This window comes from Candidatus Krumholzibacteriia bacterium, assembly GCA_035649275.1.
GTDB lineage: Bacteria > Krumholzibacteriota > Krumholzibacteriia.
On the sequence record DASRJW010000084.1, the window covers coordinates 12,251 to 33,652 of the forward strand.

The window sequence follows — 21,402 nt, forward strand, 5'->3', positions numbered from 1 at the left end:
CTTCAGCGCACCAGGTACTCGAAGACCGAGTGCAGGTCGTCGTCGAGGGGCTGCACTTCTTCGATGCCGAGGCCGTCCTCGAGCCCGAGCTGAGTCAGGCGGGCGAAGAACAGATCGGCGTGCCCGGTCTCGACCACGAGGACATCGGGCTCGTCGGTGAAGCGGATCCCGCTCACGGCTCCCATCTCCATCAGGCGTCCCGCCAAGCGATGGGGTTCCCGGCAACGGAGCCGGACGCTGCGGGCCCGGTCCTCGATGAGGTCGCGGATCTCGTGCACGTCCCCATGGGCGAGGACGCGGCCCTGGTGCAGGAGGAGGATGTGCGGCGTCATCTGCTCCACCTCGTGCAGGATGTGGCTCGAGACCAGCACCGTGTGCCCTTCCCTTCCGAGCTGCACGACGAGGTCGATGGTCTCCTTCCGCCCCACGGGATCCATGCCGTTGAGCGGCTCGTCGAGGAGGAGGATTTCCGGCGCGAGCGCCAGCGCCTGCGCCAGCTTGGTGCGTTGCCGCATGCCTTTGGAGAATGCCGCCATGGGCTTGCGGAGCTCCGGGTCGAGTCCGGTGCGCGTCAGGGCCTCTCCGGCCTTCTGCGTCGCCTCGCTGGCGGAGAGGCCCGCGAGGCGCAGCATGGCCGCGATGAACTCCCGGGCACCGAGCTCGGGATAGATGCTGTCGGTCTCGGGACAATAGCCCACGCGGTGGAAGAGGTCCGGATTGCCCCAGGGCACCTCGCCCAAGATGCGAACGCCGCCGCGGCTCGGGCGGATCTGGCCGGTGAGAACCTTGAGCAGTGTCGACTTGCCGGCGCCGTTCGGGCCGAGGAGACCCGTCACGCCTGGCTCTAGCGCGAAGCTCGCCCCGGAAAGACCGATGACCTCGCCGTACCAGCGGGAAAGGTCCTGCACCTCGAGGGTCGGCATCAGGAGCCTCCTACGACATCGACGGCGCGCACGCGCCGCAGCAAGATCGCGATACCTGCGGCGGTGAGAGCGAGCAGCATCGCCAGCGTCGCCCAGGGCGAGAGCTCGTAGGGTAGCTCCCGACGGAAGAACCAGCTGCACACCTGATCCAGATTCGCGTTCAGCGAGAGGAGCTGCCAGGCATCGTCGTGGGTGAGCGCGGCGAGGATGTCGCCGGCAGCGCTGGGAAAGAGCAGCACCGCCACTAGCTGGCCGCTGGCGAGGCGCGGGCTGCTGGTGAGGCTGGAGACCGCGAGGGTGATCGAGGTCAGGCAAAGGATGAGCAGAGTCGAGTAAGCCACGATGGCAAAAGGAAGATGCGGCTCCTGCCGTAACCATTCGAAGCTGGCCGTGGTGGCGCTCTTGAGGACGAGGAGCAAGAGAGCGGGCACCCAGGTGCAGAGCGAGAGGAGGAGCAGCAACGGCAGCGCCTTTCCCACCAGGTAGTCCGGCACCCGGAGCGGCCGCGCCAGATAGATTTGTAGGGTACGGAAGCGCCGATCGAGGGCGATCACCTCGGCCCCGGCGGCGAGGCAGATCAGGTAGTGCAGGAGCCGCTGGCGGTCGAGGAAGATCTGCAGCGTTCTTCCGTCCAGCTTCACCAGAGGGATGTTGCGCAAGAAGCCGAGGAGACCGTCACGGGGCATGGTCTCCACGTAGAGGATGCCGAGATAGGCGATGACGAAGAGGCCGGAGACGAGGAGGAGCAGCTTCACGGCGCGCCGCTGCAAGGCGACGCGGATCTGGGCGCTGCCGAGCACGAGCGCCGGCGGTCGCTCCGAGCGCTCTCCTTCCCAATGCCGATAAGAGAAATCATGGATGGGCATGGGTTCTCCCGGCGACCGTGTGGGCGAACATCTCTCCCAGGGATTGCCGCGCCGGCGTGAGCTGGCGGATCTGGCAGCGGCTCTCCTGGGCGGCCTCGAAGAGGAGCCTTACGCCCCGTCCGGGGATCTGCACCAGCAAGAGCCCGCGCGGTGTCGCCTCACAGGTGCCCCCACGGCTCACGAGGGCCGCCTCGAAAGCTTCGCGCTCCCCCTTGACGCGGACCTCGTAGGCCGCATGCGCGGCGCGCAACAGGTCCTCCATCCGCCCGGAAGCGAGGATCCTCCCTTGATCGAGGAGCACGACCTGATCGCACACGGCTTCGACGTCCGGGAGGAGATGGGACGAGAGCACCAGGTGGATGCCTTTGGCGACGGCCAGATCGCGGATGAGCTTCAGCATCTCCGCCCTTCCCGTCGGGTCCAGACCGTTGGTGGGCTCGTCCAGGATGAGGAGCTCTGGGTCATGCACGAGGGCCTGAGCCAGCTTGAGACGTTGCCGCATTCCCTGGGAGTAGGTGGTGGCTTGCCGGTAGCGGACCTCCCCCAAACCGACGAAGTAGAGGATCTCGTGGGCCCGCTGCAGTGCGTCGCTGTGCTTCAACCCTGCCAACTGGCCGCAGAGCGCCACCGAGCCCACCGCATTCATCCCGGGGATGAGAACGTCGTCTTCCGGGTGGTAGCCGATGCGACGGCGAAGCAGGTACGCGTCGCGTCCTATGGGCTGCCCGAGCACTTGTACCGTCCCCTGTACCGGAGTGACGAAGCCGAGGAGCGTGCGGAGCAGCGAGCTCTTCCCCGCGCCGTTGGGCCCGAGCAAGCCGAGGGCGCCGGTGTCGAAGCGCAAACTCACGTCCTGCAAGGCCCACTGGGGGCCGTAGCGCACGCTCAGCTGCTCGACGTGGAAGCCCATGCTCGCACTCCCGGGTGGCGATCGGCGGCGGCGCCGCATGCGTCCAGAGGACGAGGCACACGGACGCCGTGTTGCCGTCGTCGCGGAATCCTGAGATGGCGCTGCGTGGGATGCAAGCCCGGAAGCATTCGCCCGCGGCGGCAGGGCAGACAGTGGGCACGTGGAGACGCGGCGCGAGGTCGGGGCCCGATGGGGGCCAAAAAATGCCCGAAAAAAGTCGGGGCGCCCCTCGTGGAGCGCCCCGAACTTGCGTTACCGCAAGAACTTACATCGCTGGCATCATTGGCGCCGCGGTCTTCCTGCGACGGGCCTTACGACGGCCCTTCTTGCGGCCAGCCTTTTTGCGGGTCCCCTTCTTGCGGCCACCCTTCTTGCGGCGGGTGCCCTTCTTGCGGGTTCCCTTCTTGCGCCCGGCCTTCTTTCGTCCAGCCTTCTTGCGACCGGCGCGCTTCTTCCTTGCTGGCATCGTTCCTTACCACCTTTCTCTAAACGAGGATCGTCGCTCCTCGCGTCCTCGTCTCGATCCTGTTGCCGCCACGAGCCGTGCTCACGGCGCGCATTGCTCCCCCGCGGAGGAGCAGCCTATGGAGGACCGAGAGCGTGAGCACGAGGGCAACGCTTCCAGTCAACTTCGCAGGATAGGAGGAGTGAAAAAATGGCGTCAACAAAAAATTGACGGCTGGCACGTTTTTTCGGCGTCTCCTGGTCCTAGAACGAGTCTCACATGCGTCTCTACGTGCATCTCTGCGTCGTACTGCAGCGTCTCGAAGCGCCGCTGCAGGCCGCACGCTCGGGCTGCAGACATCAAGAAGCGTGCCCTGCAGCGCGTACGCGCCGCTCGAGCGCGCCTCAGAACGCCGCTGTGCAGCTCGCAGCGTTTCGTTTGCCCCACGGCGCCGCACCGCATCGTCGGCGCAGCGGTCGATAACCACAAAGCTCGTAACGAGTTGTGCAGACGACACGGTGGTGCACCGAGCCTCTTGCGATGTCGGTGAGCACGCCTCGCGCATGCGCAACGGCGCTCAACACAGCAGGAGGAAAACCTCGTGCACTGCGAGGCGCTGCCACCTGCTGCCGCGAGCGGCACCGCTCGGCGGACGAGATTCGACCGCAGGGAACCTTGCGACGCTCGCAGTGCGGAAGGACGTGCGGCTGGCAGGGAGAGCGGCGAGCGCCATGGCGCTCGGGAGGAGAATGGAGGCGGCACCCAGATTCGAACTGGGGATGACGGTTTTGCAAACCGTTGCCTTACCACTTGGCGATGCCGCCGGATCCATGGAGCGGAAGAGAGGGATGGAGCGGGAAACGGGATTCGAACCCGCGACGTCCACCTTGGCAAGGTGGTGCTCTACCAACTGAGCTATTCCCGCTCGACCGGACCAGATGTTACCCATCCCGGGATCCCTGTCAATGCCCCTGGCGCCCCAGAATGGCGTTCAGCGCCGGCTCCCGGCGAGTCCCTGCCGCCTCTGCGTCGCCGCGAGATCGTAGACCTGGCGATAGCGGCGCGCCGAACGCCGCCAGGAGAAATCCTGCTGCATGCCGGCGCGACGCAGGGCCGCCAAATGCGCCGGGTTCTGGAAGGCGCGGCAGGCGCGGCGGACGCTCTCGAGCAGCGCTGGCGCGGTGTAAGGAGCGAAGACGAAACCGGTGCCGTTCTGCCCGTCCCAGTCCTGCACCGTGTCTGCCAGTCCCCCGGTGCGGCGGACCACGGGAATAGTGCCGTAGCGCATGCTGTACATCTGATTCAAGCCACAAGGCTCGTAGCGCGACGGCATGAGGAAGAAATCACTGCCGGCTTCGATCCAGTGCGCCAGGGCGTCGTCGTAGTCGAGGTGCACCGCCAGACGTTCGGGCCGGGCCCGGGCGCGCTCCCGCAGCCGCGCCTCGAAGGCGGGGTCACCGCGACCGAGGAGCACGAGCTGCAGCGGTAGCTCCAGAATCGGGTCGAGGCCGTCGAGGAGCAAGTCCACGCCTTTTTGCTCCACCAGCCGCGACACCATCCCGAAGAGCGGTGTCGCCGTCGACACGGGCAGGCCGCTCTTCTCCTGCAGGGTGCGCTTGCAGGTGGCCTTGCCGGAGAGAGCATTCAGACCGTAGGTCGCGGGCAGGTGCGGATCCCGCGTTGGGTCCCAGATCCGCTCGTCGATGCCGTTCAGGATCCCGTGCACGGCGTCGCCGCGGCTGCGCAGCACCCCTTCCAGGCCGTGGCCGTACTCGGCGCTTTCCTGGATCTCCCGCGCGTACGTAGGGCTCACGGTAATCACGGCGTCGGCGAACACCAGGCCGGCCTTGAGCGTGTTCATGCGTCCCCAGAACTCGACCGGGCCGAAGGGTGCCATGAATGCGCCGGGAAGCCCGGTGAGGGCGAATTGGCTCGCGTCGTACGCGCCCTGGTAGCCGAGGTTATGGAGGCCGAGAACGATGGCTGTCTGCGCCAGCGTGCCGTCGTCGCCCGCGGCGCGGTAGGCAGCTGCCAGGGCGCAGTGGTGATCGTTCAGATGCAGCACATCGGGCGCCGGGCCGAGCCGCGGCAGCGCGGCGAGCAGTGCCCGGCTGAAGAAGATCCAGCGCGCCGCCGCATCGGGGTACTCCTGCCCCGTGCCGGGATCGCCGTAGATGCCGGCGCGGTGGAAGAAGCCCGGGTGCTCGACGAGGACGACGAGCGCCGCCGTGGCGGGGAACCTGCCGGCGAGGAGCGAGAAGCTTTCCACGCGATCACCGAGCGGCACCTGCATGCTGCCCGGCAGACGGCGGAGACCGTGTCGTTCCGGGCCGATGCTGCCGTACGCCGGCAGCACCACGGTGACCTCGAGGCCGGTGTCGGCAAGAGCCGCCGCCAGGGCGCCGACGGCATCGCCCAGGCCCCCGGTCTTGGCGAAAGGCACTGCCTCGGCGGCGGCGAGGACGACGCGGTGCACGGGTGGCAAGCTCTCGCCTCCTTGGCGTCCCAGGCGTGGCGCGGGAAGAAATCGATCCCGGCGGTGTGCGGCGCTTCAGTCGACCCGCGCCTGGCGCAGCACCAGCGCCGCTTCTTCCGGCGGCGTCGGATTGATGTAGAAATCGCTGCCCCACTCGAAGCCCGCCACCTTGGTGAGCTTGGGCATGATCTCCAGGTGCCAGTGGTAGTACTCGGCCACCTCGTGGCCGTTGCTCGGCGAGGTGTGCAGGACGTAGTTGTAGGGGGCGCGCTCCAGGGTGACGTCGAGGCGGCGCAGCGTCTCGCGCAGGATCTCGCTCAAGCGTTCCAGGGCCGGGCGGCTCAGGGATTCGAAGTGCGGGGCGTGGGCCCGCGGCAGAATCCAGGTCTCGTAGGGAAAGCGGGAAGCGAAGGGCTCGAGGGCGACGAAGGTCTCGTTCTCCGCCACGATCCGCACGCCGGCCCGGGTCTCTTCGCTCAGAATGTCGCAGAAGACGCAACGCTCGTGCAGGTCGAAGTGGCGGCGGGCGCCTTCGATCTCCTCGCTGACCCGCTTCGGCACCACCGGCGTGGCGATGATCTGGGTATGTGCATGCTCCAGGGTGGCACCCGCTTCCGCGCCTTGGTTCTTGAAGACGAGGATGTAGCGGAAACGTCGGTCCTGCTTGAGGTCTTGCACACGCTGCACGTAGGCATCGAGAACGCAGGTCACCTGCTCCAGCGGCAGGTCGGCGAGCTGCACCTGGTGCAGCGGCGACTCGATCACCACTTCATGGGCGCCGATGGCGTTCATCATGTCGTACATGCCCACGGCGCGCCGGCCGAGCTCGCCCTCGATGCGCAGCGCCGGATACTTGTTGGGCACCACCCGCACCTGCCAGCCCGGAGCGTTGGGGAACGGCTGCCCCGGGCGGAAAGCGAGGACCTCCGGCGGCGTGTGACTCTCGCTGCCGTAACAGAACGGACAGACCCCGCCCACGGGCAGTTCGCGGTGGACCGCGAGGTCCGTGGGGCGGTTGTTGCGTTCGGAGGCGATGATGACCCAACGCCCGAGGATGGGGTCCTTGCGAATCTCCTGCATAGGAACGAGGTCCGCCTCGCGTTCTAGGGAGAGACGATCCGTGCCGGTACGGTGAAAGCCGAGGCGTAGCCGGCGCCGCGCAACTCTTCCTGCAAGGCCTGGCAGGCGGCCTCGCTCTCGCAGTCCCCGACGCGGACCTTGAAGAAGGGCGGCTCGGAGTCGAGGTAGACGGGGCTCTGGGTTTGGGTCGTGAGCTCGTCGCGCAGCGTCTCCGCCGCCTCCCGCGCCCGGCTGGCGAACACCTGGATGCGGTACCCCGGCACACCGCCGCTGTTCGCCGGCGTCGCCACCGTGCCCCGCGCCGGCAACGACTCGACGCTGAACGACGCGTCGCTGCTCAAGCCCGCCGTCGGCGGGATCTCATAGGTTGGTCCGGGCTCCGACGGGCTCGCGTCCGCACTGGCTGCTGCGGGCGCGACCGGCGCCGGTGCCGGGAACTGCCCTTCTTGCTGCCACGAATACGTCGACGGCTGCGGCGGCGGCGCCGCCGAGGTCGTCCCGTGCTGCCGGAGAGTCCAGGACCCGCAGCCGGCGAGGCTCACGCACACGCAAGCGAGGGTCCACCCGCTCCACCCACGTCCCCATCCCATCGGACACCTCCTGGAAACGAAGCCGCACCGGGCGTAGGCGCGCCCGAGCCGCGAAGCCGCCGGAGCCTTCTCAAACGAGAGCGAGGTAGAGCCGCTCCGTGGCCCCGGCGATGTCGTCCCAATTGTAAGACGAAAGGACCCGAGCGCGCGCCTGAAGACCGAGGGATTCGGCCTGCTCGGGGTGGGCCAGGAGCTGCGCCAGAACCGCCTGGAGAGCGTCTGGATTCCCGACCGGGAAGGTGATCCCGGTCGAGCCCACCGCTTCGAGGTTCTCGGCGATATCGCTCACCACCACCGGACGGGCATGCGCCATGGCTTCGAGAACAGCGAGCGGCAGGCCCTCCACCTCGGAGGGATGCACCAGCGCCGTGGCATGGGCGTAGAGCTGCTGCAGCGGCTCGTCCTGCAGATAGCCGGTGAAGACGACGCGCCCATCGGCCCCGCGTTGCAGCGCTTGCATCGCTTCGGGCGAGACGTGCACATCGCCGACGACGACGAGGCGCTGTGGCGTGTCCAAGGCGGTGAAGGCTTCGAGCAAAGTACCCAGGCCGCGGTCCGGCAGGATGCGGCCGACGAAGAGGAAGTAGCCTCGCGCCGAGAGCTGCCAGCGCCGCAGCGCCGCATCGCCGGGCTGGTCGCGGAAGGTGGCACCGTTCGGGATGTAATGGGCGCTGCGCCCGTAAGTCTGCCGGATGTATTCCTGCAGCAATCGTGACACGGCGATGACGGCGTCGGCATGCCGGAGCGCAGTGCGCTCCCCTTGCCGGAGCGACCAGCGCGCCACCCTTCCCCACTTGCGTTGCCGCCAGTCCTGCGCGTGGTAGGTGAAGACGGTGCGCACGCGCCGGCCCGCCCAGGGGAGGAAGAGGCCTGGTCCGATGCCGTGCAGGTGCAGGATGTCGTAGCGTGGGCGCAGAGCCACTTCCAGGGCACAGAGCGCCGTGTGCGAGGCGGCGTCGAGGTGCTTGGTGTTCAGGCTCGGCCGCCGCTGCAAGCGCACGCCTTCCCAGGTGCGCTCGCGGCTCGGATGGTGGCCGCGGGTGAAGACGTCGACGGTGTGGCCGCGACGCACGAGGCGCGCCGCGATTTCCTCCACGTGCCTCTCGATTCCACCATGCTGCGCCGGGATGCCCTTGCTCCCCAGCATGGCGATGCGCAGCGGCCGGAACGCGGCCGCTTCGGACGCGCCCGGCTCGCTCTCGTCCTTCACCCGCAAACCTCCGTGTAGATGCGCTCCACAGCCTCGACGTGTTGCGTCAGACCGTGCCGGTGCTCCACGGCGCGGCGTGCGCCGAGGCCCAGCTGCCGCCAGCGTTCCGGTTGCGCGATCGCCACCTCTAGGCCACGCCTCCAGGCCTCGACATCCCCCGGCGGCAAGAGCTCGCCGGTTTCGCCGGGCCGCACCAGCTCGGGGACACCGCCGACTTGGGAAGCCAAGACCGCGCGTCCGAGCGCCATCGCCTCGAGCACGGCGAAGGGAGCGTTCTCCAGGCACTCGGAGGGCAGAACGACGAAGCTCGCTGCCCGCATTTCTTGCCAGAGCGCCGCCGCCGAGAGCTGACCGCAGAACACCACGCGGCCTGGCGGTGCGGCCGCCGCCAACTCGCGGAGCTCGGGCTCGAGCGGCCCGCTGCCGCAGAGAACCAAGCTGCCGGCCGGGAGGCGAGACGCAGCGCGCACCAAGGTGCGCAAGCCCTTCTCCGGACTCAGGCGCCCGGCGTAAACGAAGCGCTGCGGCACCGGGGTCTCGGGACCGGCGCTCACCGCCGGAGCGAAGTTGGGCAGGTACTGCAAGCGCTCTGCCTCGATACCGCCGCGCTGCAGCATGGCTTGCATGAAACGGCTCGGCACCAGGAAGCGCTGCACCACGGCGTAGCTCCGACGTGCCTGGTGCAGGAGCGCTTCCGCGGCGAGCCAGGCGCTCGCCGCCCAGGAGCCACCACAACGAAAGCGCAGGCAAGCGAGGAAACCCTCGTGCATGCAGGCGTCGCAGGGCACCCCGTGGCGCAGCAGGTCGTAGCGCGGGCAGACGAGCTTGTAGTCGTGCACGGTCATCACCACGGGCACGCCCGCCGCGGCGGCGGCATCGAGGATGGAGGGAGTGAGCTGGTGGTAGATGTTGTGGACGTGCACGACCTGCGCCTGACTGCGTTGCAACAGCGTCGCGAACTTCCGGCGTGCCTCGAAGGAGTAGAGCATGGCAGCGCCGTCGCGCAGGGGTTGCGTGCCCGAGCCGCGGTACTCCCGCCGGCGGACCAAGGCGACGTCGGCGCCCGAGACGGCATTCTGCGGATGCTGCATGCCGAACCACGCCACCCGATGGCCGCGCGCCTGGAGCGCCGCGCCCAGATCGAGGACGGCGCGCTCGGCACCGCCGCGGGGGTTCAGGAACTTGTTGGCCAGGAGTATGCGCATAAGGACGATCGAACCGGCGGCAGCGTCTTCGTGCCGGCGCTGCCGACAGGGGCTCAGGGGGCATTATAGGCGCCCCGCGGCCCGGTCCTGCTTGGTGGCGCGGGGCCGGGAGGCTTCCCGGCGCGGCGGCTCAGGTTTCGAGCACAGGGTAGGCGATGTCGACCGTCTTGCCCTCGCGGTGGAGGGAGTCGCAGGCGGCCTCCAGGACCCGCACCACCGCCAGGCCTTCCTCGGAGTTGGAGCGCGGGTGCTGGCCGCTCTCGATGCAGTCGACGAAGTGACGGCATTCGACCTTGAGCGGCTCCGAGTCGTCGAGGCGCGGGGTCAAGATGTCGCCGAAACGGTAGCTGAGGGAGAATTCGCCGAAGTTATCGTAATGGGGTGGCACGTTCACGCCCTTGTCGTAGACGCGGATCTTCTCCAGCGCCGAGACGTCGTCGTACACCAGCATCTTCCGCGACCCGACCACGGTGGTGCGGCGGATCTTGCACGGATCGAGCCAGCTGACGTGGATGTTGGCGATGACGCCGCTCGGATACTCGAGATCGATGAAGGCCACGTCCTCGATGCCCGGCCGGACCGAGCTCTTGCCATGGGCGGCGACGCGCTCGGGTCGACAGCCCAGGATATGGTTCATGATCGAGATGTCGTGGGGGGCCAGGTCCCAGATCACATTGATGTCCGGCTGGAACACCCCCAGGTTCACCCGGGTGCTGTTGAGGTAGTAGATCGTCCCCAGCTCGCCCTGGGCGATGAGGTCGCGGATCTTCGTCACCGCGGCGGTGTACACGAAGGTGTGCCCCACCATCAGGGTGCGGCGGCGTAGGCTGGCTTCCGCCGCCATTTCCATGCACTGCTCGCTGGATTGCGCCAGGGGCTTCTCGACGAAGACGTGCTTGCCCGCACGCAGGGCTTCCATGGCGATCGCATAGTGGGTGGACACCGGAGTGGCGATGGCGACGGCGCCGATCTGCGGGTCCTCGAGGATCTCGCGGGCGTCCTGGGTGGCGCGGAGCAGCGGGTAGAGGTCGCGCATGTGCTCGAGGCGGCCGGCATCGAGGTCGGCGCACATGGTGACCCGAGAGCGCTGGGGGATCTGGAAGTTGCGGATGAGGTTGGGTCCCCAGTAACCGCAACCGATGACGCCGATGTGGAGCACGCTGCCTTCACCTCGAGTCGGCCTGGAGAACCCTAGTACGCTCCATCCCCTTTGATCATGACCGGCAGGGTCCGCGCCATGATCCACAGGTCCATGAGCGTGCTGCGATGATCGATGTAGTAGAGATCGAGCTGCACCATCTCGTCGAAAGGAACGCTGCTGCGGCCGCTCACCTGCCACAGGCCGGTGATCCCCGGCTTGGCGGAGAGCCGCCGCTTGTGCCAATCCTGGTAGTCGTCGAGCTCGTAAGGCACGGGCGGGCGTGGTCCCACCAGGCTCATCTCGCCGCGCAGGACATTGAGGATCTGCGGCAGCTCGTCCAGGCTGGTGCGCCGTAGCAACTGCCCCACCCGGGTGATGCGCGGATCTTTGGTCAGCTTGTAGACGGTGGCGCTGGCACCGTTGCGGCCGTGCCCGTTGCCGTTGCTGCCGTTGACGTTGCTCCCATGGCCGTTCTTCCCGTGGCCGTTGCCATGGCCGTTGCCGTGCGCCTCGCTGGGACCGCCACGGATGAAGTTGCGGGCGAATTCCCGGTGCAGCCCGTCATCGGAGTTGTGCTTCATGGTGCGGAACTTGTAACAGCGGAAGCTCCGCCCACCGCGCCCGAGGCGCTGCTGCACGAAGAACACGGGACCCGCGGAGGTCAGCTTGATGGCCAGGGCAGCGAGGAAGAAAAGCGGCGAGGAGACGATGAGAACGAGGGCGGCGCCGCCGAAATCCACCGCCTGCTTGAGCGCCAAGCTGGCGCCCTGCCGGCGTGCGGTACGGACGGGGATCGCCGGGGCGCCGACGGCGAAGCCGTCGCCCACGGTGGCCGCGGTGTGAGGTGCTGCTGCGGGAGACCGGTCCTTGCCCTTGGCTGTGATCAGCGAAGTCGGTGTCATGGTCGGTTGTCTCCGTCATCCGCTTGTGAAGGCGGCTTGTGTCATCACCTCGCACACCTGCTCGATGTGCGTGTCGGTCAGCTCCGGGTACATCGGCAGGGAAAGGATTTCCCCTGCCAGGAGTTCGGCGTTCGGGTAGCTGCCCGGACCCAACCCCAGCCCGGCGTAGGCCGCCGTCCGGTGGATGGGAACCGGATAGTGCAGCCCGAAGCCGATCCCGTTTTCACGCAACGCATGCACAACGGCGGAACGTCGTCGATGTCGCACCACGTAGAGGTGGTGGACATGATCTTCAAAAGGAGCGAGCGGCGCCGGGGTGAGGCACTCGGAGTCGCGCAGGAGCGCCTCGTACTGCGAGGCCACCCGGCGGCGCTGGGCATTCCAGGAATCGAGGTGCGGCAGCTTGACCCGCAGCACCGCAGCCTGCAACGAGTCGAGCCGGGCATTGGTGCCGAGGAGTACGTGGTCGTACTTGGCTCGCTGACCGTGATCGCGCAGCTGGCGCAGCGTCTCGGCCAGAGCCGCGTCCCGGGTGAGGATGGCGCCCGCGTCGCCAAAGGCGCCGAGGTTTTTCCCCGGGTAGAAGCTGAAGGCGGCGGCGATGCCGAAGCCACCCACGTGCCGTCCCTGGTAGCGCGCTCCGTGCGCCTGGCAGGCGTCCTCGAGGAGATGAACTCCCCGGGCGCGGGTGAGGGCGAGGAGGGCGGCGAGCGGCGCGGTGCGGCCGAAGAGGTGCACCGCGATCACGGCGCGGGTGCGCGCGGTGAGCGCCGCCTCGACCTTCTCCGGGTCGAGCTGCTGCGTCGCCAGGTCCACGTCGGCGAAGACCGGCGTGGCGCCGACGAGGGAGATGCTTTCGGCGGTGGCGATGAAGGTGTTGGGCGGGAGAATGACCTCGTCGCCCGGACCGATCCTCAGGGCGCGCAGGATGAGGAGGAGCGCCGAAGTGCCGGAATCCACGCCGATGGCGTGGTCGACGCCGCAATAGGCGGCGAACTCCTGCTCGAAGTCCTGAACCTCGCGCCCCAGAATGAAGCCACAGGAATCGATGACGCGGCGGATCGCCGCGTCCAGGTCGTTCCGTAGGGGCAGTATCTGGCTGTGCAAGTCCAGGAACGGCACCTGTGACGGCATGGCGGGCATTATAGCATCCGCCTCCCTTCCCGGACCACTCGAGAACCATGCAGGTGAAGACCCGAAAGCGTTGTCCCCGCAAAGTCTGCGAGGCCATCTCCGGAAAGGCGCGGAGCGCCCACCATTCCCCCTCGCCTCATCGCTCCTCCCAGGTCTCGAGCGCCCGGCCCGGCACCCTGACCGCGGTGGCGTAGGCGAAGCGCCGTTCCTCCAAGGCGACACGGGCGAAGTCCCCCGCCTCCCGGGCGTCGGCGAAGTCGCCGAGGAAGACGCGCACCCAGCGCGCCTCCTGGTCCTCGGCGCTCTGCAGATAGAGCTTGCGCCCTGGGGGCAGCAAGGCGCGGCGGGCGAAGGCCTCGGCCTGGGCGCGCTCGTGGAAGGACGCCAGGTGGACCAGGATCCTCTCCGCATTGGCGCTGGGGGCCCCCGTGCCCGGGGCGACCGCGGCGGCCTGCGGCGCCGGGCTGCCGGGCAGGCTCGTGCCGTGTCGGCCGGTGTCCACGGCGAGCATCAAGGCGGCGGCGGCGGCGACTGCGCTGGCGCCGATCCAGAGTCGTTGCCACGGGCCCAGGAATCGGACGCCGCGCAGTCGCAAACTCACTCCTTGGCCGTCGATGGTGCGCACGGCCTCGCGTACGTGCCTCGTCGTCACCGTCCCGGTTTCCTCGACGAAGGCGATCAGCAGCGACGCGTCGCAGACCTTGTTGATGTCCCGCGGCACGCCGCGGGCGATACGGTGGATCAGCTGGCAGGCGTCGCTGGTGAAATTCACCGGGCGCGACGGGTTGGCGACGCGCAAGCGGTGGGCGATGTAGAGGCCGGTTTCGCTGCCGCTCATGGGCTCGACCTGGATGAAGAGCTCGACGCGCTGGCGCAGCTGCCGCAGCGCGTGGGACTCCAGGGTGGCGAGCAGCTCGGGCTGGCCGACGAGAACGATGTGCAGCAGCTTTTCGTGCCGCGTTTCCAGGTTGGTGAGGAGCCGCAGCTCCTCCAACGTCTCCAGCGGCAGCGCCTGGGCTTCGTCGACGAAGAGCACCGTGCGCCGTCCGGCGCCGCGTTCGTGCAACAAGTGCTCGTAGAGGGCGCGGGCGAGCTCCCCCTTGCTCGTCGCCTGGGAGCCGAGCCCCAGCTCGTCGGCCAGAGCGCGCAGCAACTGCTCCCCGGAAAGGGTGGGGTTGAAGATGTAGGCGGTGCGCAATCCTGGCCGGGCCTGATCGAGATAGCGATTCACCAGGGTGGTCTTACCCGTCCCGACTTCCCCGGTCATCACCGCAATGCCCTTGCCGTCGCGGACCGCGTACTCCAGGCGCGACAGCCCTTCGCGCGCACTCTCGGAGACGAAGAGCATGCTCGGGTCGGCGACGAGCCGGAAGGGCGGTTTGGTGAAGCGGTAGTAGCTTTCGTACATCATTGGCCCCGGCTCAATAGGCGCCCTTGCGGGCGATGACTGCGGGCAACGTGTGCAGCACGATCCACAGGTCCAGCTGCAAGCTGCGGCGCCGCAGGTACTCCAGGTCGAGACGCATCCACTCGTCGAAGCCGATGTGGCTCCGTCCGGCGATCTGCCAGAGGCAGGTGATGCCCGGCTTGACCTCCAGCCGGCGACGGTGCCAGGGCTCGTACAGCTCGACCTCGGTGGGAATCTGCGGCCGCGGCCCGACGATGGACATCTGCCCGCGCAGCACGTTGAGGAGCTGCGGCACCTCGTCCAGGCTGCTCCGGCGCAGGAAAGCCCCCACCCGGGTGATGCGCGGATCGTCGCGGATCTTGAACGCCGGTCCTGAGGCCTCGTTGAGCTCCGCCAGCGTCGACTTCATCGCTTCGGCGCCGGCCACCATGGAGCGGAACTTGTAGCAGGTGAACTGGCGGCCCCGCTGGCCGACGCGGCGCTGCGCGAAGATCACCGGCCCGGGTGAATCGAGCCGGATGAGGAGCACCACCACCGGGAGCAAGGGCAGGAGCAGCGCCAGACCGCAGAGGGAGAAGGCGACATCGATCAGGCGCTTGAGGATCCGGTAAGCCCAAGAATCCGGCAGGGCGAATTGCCAATCCGGCGCCACCTGGTACACGGGGGCCGGACGGCGTTCCGCGTCGAGCGGCAGGGGCTGCAATCTCGAAACCGACAACCTCGAAACGGAGGACACGCGCCCTTCTTCCTTCGCAGTGGCTGTTGAATCCGACGCGATGTCACACCGCGACACAAGGTTCGGGGGCCCCACGAGACCGGGCTCGGGGGGAACCTGGCACGGCGATCAGCAAACGGTAGCGAAGTCCGGAGCAGAAACCTCCTGCGGGCGCTTGAAGCTCTTTCGCGGGGCAGTATAGCAACGGAAGTTCAAATCTGTCAAACGACTCCATGCCCGGTGGTGGCCGCCGGTCACGTGGCGCCATCCACCAGGAGGGCATGGAGGAGGGGAACCAGGATCTCGTGTTGCCCGATGAGCGGTAAGGCTTTGCCGGAGCGCTGGGTGGGGCGACGGAGCACGTTTTCCCCTGGGCGGTAGTGCTGCAGCATGTCCAGGTTGGCGGTGGTAAATGTTTCGACGCTGCCGAGGACGTTGCGAGCCACCGTCAAGGCCTTGAGGAAGACCTCGGGCATCACCACGGCGGAGCCCAGATTCAGCACCACCCCTCCCTCCCCTAGCGTCCCCAGTCCGGCGGCCAGGATGCGGAAGTCGCGCAACGACAGTTCTCCCAGGACCGCGCCGTCGGCGCCCGGGTGCTGATGCAGGATGTCCCCGCCGAGGGAGACGTGCACGGTGAACGGCACCCCCGCCGCGTGGGCCTGCGCCAGCAAACTGACCTCGGCGTGGGGCGCCCGGGCGGCGAGGAGGGCCCTCCCGAGGCACTCCCCCATGCCTTCCCGGCGCTCGCTGCCTTCCCGGAAGGCGGCGAACATGAACTCCGGCGTCTCCCGCACCATGCCGAAGACGCCGCGCTCCAGGGTGTCCGCCACGTCCTCCGAAGTGCGACCGAAAAGCGAGGTCTCCACGTCGTGGATGCTGAAGGAGCCGTTGCTGGCGAAGTGGGAGATGAAGCCGCGGCGCATGAGATCGACGAGATACGGCGAGACACCGGTCTTCATCACGTGACCCCCGAGCATGAACAGCCGCATCCTGCCCTGCCGACGCGCTTCCTGCAGCGCCGCCACCAGCGCCTGCAGGTTCTCTGCCGCCAGCAGCGAGGGCAGCCGCCGCAGCCAGGCGCTGGCACCGGGCCAAGTTTCGGCGCGGCCGAACTGTTCCACCTGCACCTTGCTGTGACGTTCGTGGATACTCACCGTCCGCACCTTGTGCAGGTCGATCTCGGGGTAGCGCGACATCCTCTCACCTCGTGTTCTGGACCATGGCGGGCGGGGCCGGGGAGCCGTCGCCGAGGCGGAATTCGGCCAGCACCGCGGCGATGGCGCCGACCAGCACCTGACTCTTCATCAACACCGGCATGTGCACCGGGTCGTCGGTGACCCAGACCTCCAAGCGACCTTTCTGTTTGAAGACCGCTTCGCCCAACAGCACCGGCTCGAGCACCAAGCAGTCGAAGGTGCCGGCGTCGACGCTGACGCGCTCGCGCCGGTGTACCTTCACCTCCATGGCGTAGTTCTTGCCGTTGTCGTGGTTGGGAATGAAGATGGACTGCCCCACGGAGAGCTCGAGGGTGCGAATGTAGTAGAAAGACGAGAGCACGTCCTGCACGTGCTCGAGCACGTCGCAGCGGCGCTTGCCGTCGATGGAGGCAGTGTGCTTCTCCTGATCGAACACCACCCAGAGATCGTGGACGTAACGACCTTCGCGCAGGTGCTTTTCGAAGCGCACCGAGTGCAGCTCCAGCGTGTCCAGGTAGGACTCGACGCGATCGTTGACGTCGAAGACTTTGGCGAACACCTTGCTCGAGCGCGCCGAGGTGACCAGGTGGTAGGTGGGCCGGCCTTCTCGCTGGCGGATGGCGGCATCGATGCTCATGGTGGCGCGGCCGGCGGTGACGAGGCCGTACTGGACCGAGAACTCCAGCTGCTCGCCGGGATGGAAGCGCACCCGGCTCGGCAGGCGCGGCGGCATCGGATCGGGGATGCTGCCGACGGTCTGGCAGTCCTCCTCCGGGTCCTCCCCGGGAGCGGCACGGGGCAGGAAGCAACAAAGCGGTAAGAGCAGCAACACCCACCGCTTGACGGTCACCGTGCTCCTCCCGGCCGACGCTCCTCGACTTGGACTCCCCCTGCCCATCGCTGGTTCCACGTTAACCGGGTGGTGGCTGCAGTTCCACGCCGAAGGGAACCTGGAGGAGCGCCAAGGCCCGTTCCGCCACCGCCTGTGGCGCGAGCAGGCGCATGCAGAGATGGTGGGTGCAGCGGGTCAGGTTGCACTCCAGGCACGGCAGGCGTGCCCGCACCCAGGCATGTGGGCCCGCGGGGGGCATCCAGGCCCGGGGGCTCGTGGGGCCGAAGACGGTGAGCGAGGGCGTACCCCGGGCCACCGCCAGGTGCTTCACGCCGGAGTCGGTGCTGAGAAGCAGATCGAGATGACCGAGGAGAGCTGCCAGCTCCTCGAGGTCGGTCGCAGGGGCGAGGGGTGCAGGGACGCGCATGTTGCGCTGCACCGCCTCCGCCGTCCCCCGCTCCCCCGGTCCCCAGAGGAGGACGAGGTGGCAGCCAGCGGCGGCGAGGCGGTCCGCGACCTCGGCCCAAGCGGCAGCTGGGTAGGTCTTTGCTTGCCAAGTGCCGGCAGGAGCCAGGCCGACCCGCGGCCGCCCCGGGAAGGTTGACTCGAGGTCTCGACGAAGGCGCTCTTCCACGGCGGGATCGGGAACGAAAACGAGAGAAGCATCGTCCGTGGTGGCGGCGGCGACGCCGCAGCGGGCGACGATGTCGAGGTTCACGCGGGCCCCATACTGCAGGGCGCGCTTGCCGCTGCGGTCGCTGTCCCGCGGCACCGGCAGGTTGTACAACCGCCCGCGCCCGCGCAGTGCGTAGCCGACGCGGTTGCGGGCGCCGGTCAGACGGGCCAGCAGCGCCGTGCGCGGCGAGCCGTGCAGGTCGAGGACGAGATCGAAACGCACCAGCGCCAGCTGCCAGGCGAGGCTCCACCAATCCCGGCGCCGCACCGGCCGCTGGCGTGGCAGGAGCCAGAGCCGATCCACGTGCGGGTTGCGGCGCAGCACCGGTGCGAGGATGTCGTCCACCGCCACGTGCAACGCCGCGGCGGGGAACCCGGCCTTCAAGGCCCGCAGCGCCGGCGTCACGAGCAGCACGTCGCCGAGGGCGCGGGGTCGCAAGACGAGAATGCGCTGCACCGGGCCGCGGAGCGGCAGCAGGGCCACTCCCTCGCTGCCGGAGACAGCGCCGGGATTCCCCTGCCGGTCGTCCCGCCTGCCGGCACGGTGTGGCGCGCGCACGGTCATGACACGCCGACTCCCGGTGCGATTTCCCGGAGCTGCTGCTCGACGCTGTCCACCTCCAGCGCCGCCATGCAGGCCCGCGTCGGGCAGAAGTCCCGATCGCAGTGGCTGCAATCGACGCCGGCGTGGAGGACGCGGAAGGGACCGAAGGCCGCGTAGGGGAACCAAATCTGCGGCACCGTGGGTCCGAAGAGCGCCAGCGTCGGCCGGCCGAGAGCGACGCTGCAGTGGGCGATGCCGCCGTCCACGGCGACCACCGCATCGGCGGCGGCCACCCAGGCGAGGAGCGCGCGCAAGGGCAACACCGGCAAACGCTGCACTGCCGGCAAGGCGGCCGCGAGGCTGGCGCTCAAGGCGGTTCGATGCGGTGCGGTGCTCAACACCACGTGGACATCCCGCCCCAGCAGACGCCGCGCGAGCTCGTGCGTGCGTTCCTCCGGCCATTCCTTCGCTCGCTGCGTCGCCCCCCAGTGCAAGAGCACGGTGGGTCGCCCGCGCGCTGCGGCGGCCAGCGCCGTTGCCGGCCCGGCCTTCTCCTCGCGGGTGAGATGGAGCTGCGGTCGTTCGGGCACCAGCGCCTCGACACCGAGCCAGGCGGCCGCGTCGAGGTGGTGTTCGAGGGCGCTCCGCCCGGTGGCTAGCACGCGCGCGTGGGTGTACAGGTGGCGGCGGCTGCGTCGCGCTTCGCCGATGCGGACCGGGGCGCCGCTGGCGCGGACGAGGAGGGCGCTCCTCGGGTTGGCGAACAGATCGATGACCGCGGCGAAGCGCTCGCGGCGCAGTGCGGTGACGGTGTTCCAGGTGCCGCGGCGGCCGCGCGCGGCGCACCAGAGCCGATCGAGGTCGGGATGGCGGCGCAGGATTTCGAGGGGAACGGGTTCGGCGAGGTAGTGGATCGCGGCGCGAGGGAAAGCGCGGCGCAGCACCTGCACCAGGGGCAGGGACAAGACCACGTCGCCGATGTAACGGAGCCGTGTCACCAGGAGCTTGCCGCCGTCGTCGAGCCGCGCCGCCGCCGCCGCCAGCTTCGCATCGTTCATAGGCGCCGTTCGGGACCGAGGTCGCGGCTCGAATGCGCCTTGGGATCGCCGACGATCACCGTGCGCACGCCGAGCCGCTGGGCCACCGCGTACTCCGGGACGGTTTCCACGCTGTAGTCGGTGCCCTTGGCGTGGAACGCCGGGCGGAGCACCTCAAGCACCCGGCTCACGTCGAGTTCCTCGAAACGGGCGACGTAGTCCACGGCGCGCAGCGCCAGCAACAGCTCGGCGCGCTCGCCTTCCGGCATTCGCGGGCGCCCGGGGCCCTTGAGGGCGCGGACCGAGGCGTCGCTGTTCAAGCCCACGACGAGAACGTTGCCGAGGGCGCGCGCCGCCTCCAGGTAGCGCACGTGGCCCACGTGCAGGAGATCGAAGCAGCCGTTCGCCAGCACGATCCGCTCGCTGCCCAGGGCGTGCAGGTGGCGGGCGAGAGGTTCGACCGCCTCGAAGTAGCGCTCGAGCTTCATCGCGGTGCGGCGTCGTGACGCAGGCAGTCGAGCACGCCGCTCCGTTCGGTCACCGCGGTGCCACGCTGCCGCACCACCCTGGAGGCGGCATAGTTGGCGAGACGGGCGGCGTCGCCGACGCTGCTGCCGGCGGCGAGGGCGAGGACGACCGCGGCGGCGACGGTGTCCCCGGCGCCGGCCACGTCCACCGCTTCGTCGCCGTAGGCCGGCAGATGCAACGGCGCCGTGCCGTCGAAGACGGTCATGCCGAGCCGACCCCGGGTGATGACGAGGGCTGGACAGCGGAGCCGTCGCTGCAGCTCGAGACCGGCGGCTTCGACGTCGGCGTCGTTGGCCAGGGCGCGCCCGAGGATGGGTTCGATCTCGGTCTCGTTCGGTGTGGCGCAGGTCACGCCGGCGAAGCTGTCCAAGGCATAACGCGAATCCGCCAGCACTGGCACGCCGCGGCGCCGGCAGAGCTCGAGCACTAGGGGACGGGTGCTGGCGTCGAGGACACCGCCGCCGTAATCGCAAAGCAGGATCCCCGTGGCGCGCTGCAGCGCTGCTTCCACCGCCGCGAGCAAGGCCCCGCGCCAGAGATCCGGCGACCCGTACTCGGGTTCGTGGTCGAGGCGCATCACCTGCTGTTGCACCGTGTGCAGGTCCCCGGCGGTGAAGCGCGTCTTCCTCCAGGTGCGACCCTGCGGCAGTCGGACCACGCCGGCGGTGTCGACGCCGCAGTCGCGCAGCAACTCTGCCAGCGCCGTTCCCGCCTCGTCCTCCCCGAGCAGACCGACGGCGAACGCTGCGCCGCCCAAGGCGGCGACGTTGCGCGCCGCGTTGCCCGCACAACCGGGGAGGCGATCGGTGCTCTCGTGGCGCAGGATGAGCACGGGAGCCTCGCGGGAGACGCGAGCGGTGCGACCGTGCACGAACTCGTCCAGCGCCAGATCGCCGATGACGGCGATGCGCTGGCGCGGAAACGCTTCCAGGCAAGACTCCAGTCGGGCTCGCGGCGCGGCGGTGGACATGCTGCGCATCATACCCGAGAGATGGCCTCGGCCACACCGGGCCGTGCCGCTGCGAGCAGGCGGCGGAGCGTCGCCACCACGTGCTCCGGTGCGATGCCGTGCATGCAGGGAAAGTCGATGGGACAACGCCGCAGATAACAAGGCGCGCAGGGCACCGGGTGCACCACGACCGCGGCGCGCGGTCCGAGGGGCCGCGTCCATTCCGGGTTGGTGGAACCGAAGATGCCCACCACGGGAGCGCCGAGGGCGGCGGCGAGATGCATCACGCCGCTGTCGTTGGAGAGAACGCCCCGAGCGCCGGCGAGCAATCCGAGGAGCGTGGGCAATGGCGTGCGCCCAGCGAGGTCCACCGCCGCGGGCAAGGCGGCGTGGACGGCAGCGGTGGCGTTGGCATCCTCGCGCCCGCCGACGAGAACGACTGGGGCCTCGAGGAACGTTGCCGCTTGGGCGGCGGCAGCGGCGAAGCGTTCCGCCGGCCAGCGCTTCGCCGCGCCGTAGCGCGCCCCCGGTGCGACCACGAGGGCGGCGGCCTCGGGGGGCAACGCGTGGCTGCGGAGCAAGGTGGCGGCGGCGGCGCGCTCCTCGCTCGTCGCTTGCAGTCGAGGCCACGGC

21 protein-coding genes and 2 tRNA genes are annotated in these 21,402 nt (G+C 68.9%); all 23 read right to left on the minus strand.

The window, feature by feature from the left end:
• Positions 1–2 precede the first annotated feature (2 nt).
• Positions 3–923 (minus strand): ABC transporter ATP-binding protein, encoded by a 921-nt coding sequence (locus tag VFE28_08345; GenBank protein HZM15996.1) that lies wholly within the window; start codon positions 921–923, stop codon positions 3–5.
• The gene (locus VFE28_08350; GenBank protein HZM15997.1) at positions 923–1,789 is read right to left on the minus strand and encodes an ABC transporter permease subunit; all 867 of its coding nucleotides are present in this window, start codon (positions 1,787–1,789) and stop codon (positions 923–925) included. The genes VFE28_08345 and VFE28_08350 overlap by 1 nt, the downstream gene beginning before the upstream one ends.
• On the minus strand, positions 1,776–2,699 hold the full coding sequence (locus VFE28_08355) for an ABC transporter ATP-binding protein (GenBank protein ID HZM15998.1): 924 nt from the start codon (positions 2,697–2,699) through the stop codon (positions 1,776–1,778). Before VFE28_08355 ends, VFE28_08350 begins: the two co-directional genes overlap by 14 nt.
• 265 nt (positions 2,700–2,964) lie before the next feature.
• Entirely contained in the window at positions 2,965–3,165 is a 201-nt protein-coding gene (locus VFE28_08360; GenBank protein ID HZM15999.1) for a hypothetical protein, read from the minus strand.
• Positions 3,166–3,894: 729 nt separating this feature from the next.
• Positions 3,895–3,968 (minus strand) — tRNA-Cys (locus tag VFE28_08365).
• A 25-nt stretch (positions 3,969–3,993) separates the two neighbouring features.
• Positions 3,994–4,069 (minus strand) — tRNA-Gly (locus VFE28_08370).
• Positions 4,070–4,135: 66 nt separating this feature from the next.
• Positions 4,136–5,620 carry a glycogen synthase GlgA gene (gene glgA / locus VFE28_08375; GenBank protein ID HZM16000.1) on the minus strand — a complete coding sequence of 495 codons (1,485 nt, stop codon included), beginning with the start codon at positions 5,618–5,620 and terminating at the stop codon, positions 4,136–4,138.
• 75 nt (positions 5,621–5,695) lie between these two features.
• Positions 5,696–6,700, minus strand: coding sequence for a galactose-1-phosphate uridylyltransferase (gene galT, locus VFE28_08380; GenBank protein ID HZM16001.1), 1,005 nt, complete (start codon positions 6,698–6,700; stop codon positions 5,696–5,698).
• Between the two features lie 23 nt (positions 6,701–6,723).
• Positions 6,724–7,290 (minus strand): SPOR domain-containing protein, encoded by a 567-nt coding sequence (locus tag VFE28_08385; GenBank protein ID HZM16002.1) that lies wholly within the window; start codon positions 7,288–7,290, stop codon positions 6,724–6,726.
• 70 nt (positions 7,291–7,360) lie between these two features.
• Entirely contained in the window at positions 7,361–8,500 is a 1,140-nt protein-coding gene (locus VFE28_08390; GenBank protein ID HZM16003.1) for a glycosyltransferase family 4 protein, read from the minus strand.
• On the minus strand, positions 8,497–9,705 hold the full coding sequence (locus tag VFE28_08395) for a glycosyltransferase (protein ID HZM16004.1): 1,209 nt from the start codon (positions 9,703–9,705) through the stop codon (positions 8,497–8,499). The genes VFE28_08390 and VFE28_08395 overlap by 4 nt, the downstream gene beginning before the upstream one ends.
• 130 nt (positions 9,706–9,835) lie before the next feature.
• On the minus strand, positions 9,836–10,864 hold the full coding sequence (locus tag VFE28_08400) for a Gfo/Idh/MocA family oxidoreductase (GenBank protein ID HZM16005.1): 1,029 nt from the start codon (positions 10,862–10,864) through the stop codon (positions 9,836–9,838).
• A gap of 32 nt (positions 10,865–10,896) precedes the next feature.
• Positions 10,897–11,748, minus strand: coding sequence for a sugar transferase (locus VFE28_08405; GenBank protein HZM16006.1), 852 nt, complete (start codon positions 11,746–11,748; stop codon positions 10,897–10,899).
• Between the two features lie 15 nt (positions 11,749–11,763).
• On the minus strand, positions 11,764–12,891 hold the full coding sequence (locus tag VFE28_08410; protein ID HZM16007.1) for a DegT/DnrJ/EryC1/StrS family aminotransferase: 1,128 nt from the start codon (positions 12,889–12,891) through the stop codon (positions 11,764–11,766).
• 127 nt (positions 12,892–13,018) lie between these two features.
• Positions 13,019–14,293: an AAA family ATPase gene (locus tag VFE28_08415; GenBank protein HZM16008.1), complete on the minus strand. Its 1,275-nt coding sequence runs from the start codon at positions 14,291–14,293 to the stop codon at positions 13,019–13,021.
• Positions 14,294–14,303: 10 nt separating this feature from the next.
• Positions 14,304–15,026 (minus strand): exopolysaccharide biosynthesis polyprenyl glycosylphosphotransferase, encoded by a 723-nt coding sequence (locus VFE28_08420; protein HZM16009.1) that lies wholly within the window; start codon positions 15,024–15,026, stop codon positions 14,304–14,306.
• A 233-nt stretch (positions 15,027–15,259) separates the two neighbouring features.
• Entirely contained in the window at positions 15,260–16,204 is a 945-nt protein-coding gene (locus tag VFE28_08425) for a hypothetical protein (GenBank protein ID HZM16010.1), read from the minus strand.
• Between the two features lie 4 nt (positions 16,205–16,208).
• Complete coding sequence (locus VFE28_08430) at positions 16,209–17,054, minus strand: DUF3108 domain-containing protein (protein ID HZM16011.1); 846 nt, start codon at positions 17,052–17,054, stop codon at positions 16,209–16,211.
• Positions 17,055–17,115: 61 nt separating this feature from the next.
• On the minus strand, positions 17,116–18,276 hold the full coding sequence (locus VFE28_08435; protein ID HZM16012.1) for a glycosyltransferase family 9 protein: 1,161 nt from the start codon (positions 18,274–18,276) through the stop codon (positions 17,116–17,118).
• Positions 18,273–19,313, minus strand: coding sequence for a glycosyltransferase family 9 protein (locus tag VFE28_08440; protein ID HZM16013.1), 1,041 nt, complete (start codon positions 19,311–19,313; stop codon positions 18,273–18,275). The genes VFE28_08435 and VFE28_08440 overlap by 4 nt, the downstream gene beginning before the upstream one ends.
• A complete protein-coding gene (locus VFE28_08445) occupies positions 19,310–19,780 on the minus strand; it encodes an adenylyltransferase/cytidyltransferase family protein (GenBank protein HZM16014.1) in 471 nt (156 codons plus the stop codon). The genes VFE28_08440 and VFE28_08445 overlap by 4 nt, the downstream gene beginning before the upstream one ends.
• A complete protein-coding gene (locus VFE28_08450) occupies positions 19,777–20,790 on the minus strand; it encodes a PfkB family carbohydrate kinase (protein HZM16015.1) in 1,014 nt (337 codons plus the stop codon). The genes VFE28_08445 and VFE28_08450 overlap by 4 nt, the downstream gene beginning before the upstream one ends.
• Before the next feature lie 8 nt (positions 20,791–20,798).
• Positions 20,799–21,402 (minus strand): lipopolysaccharide heptosyltransferase II (gene waaF, locus VFE28_08455; protein HZM16016.1); only part of this gene is annotated, 604 nt, incomplete at its 5' end.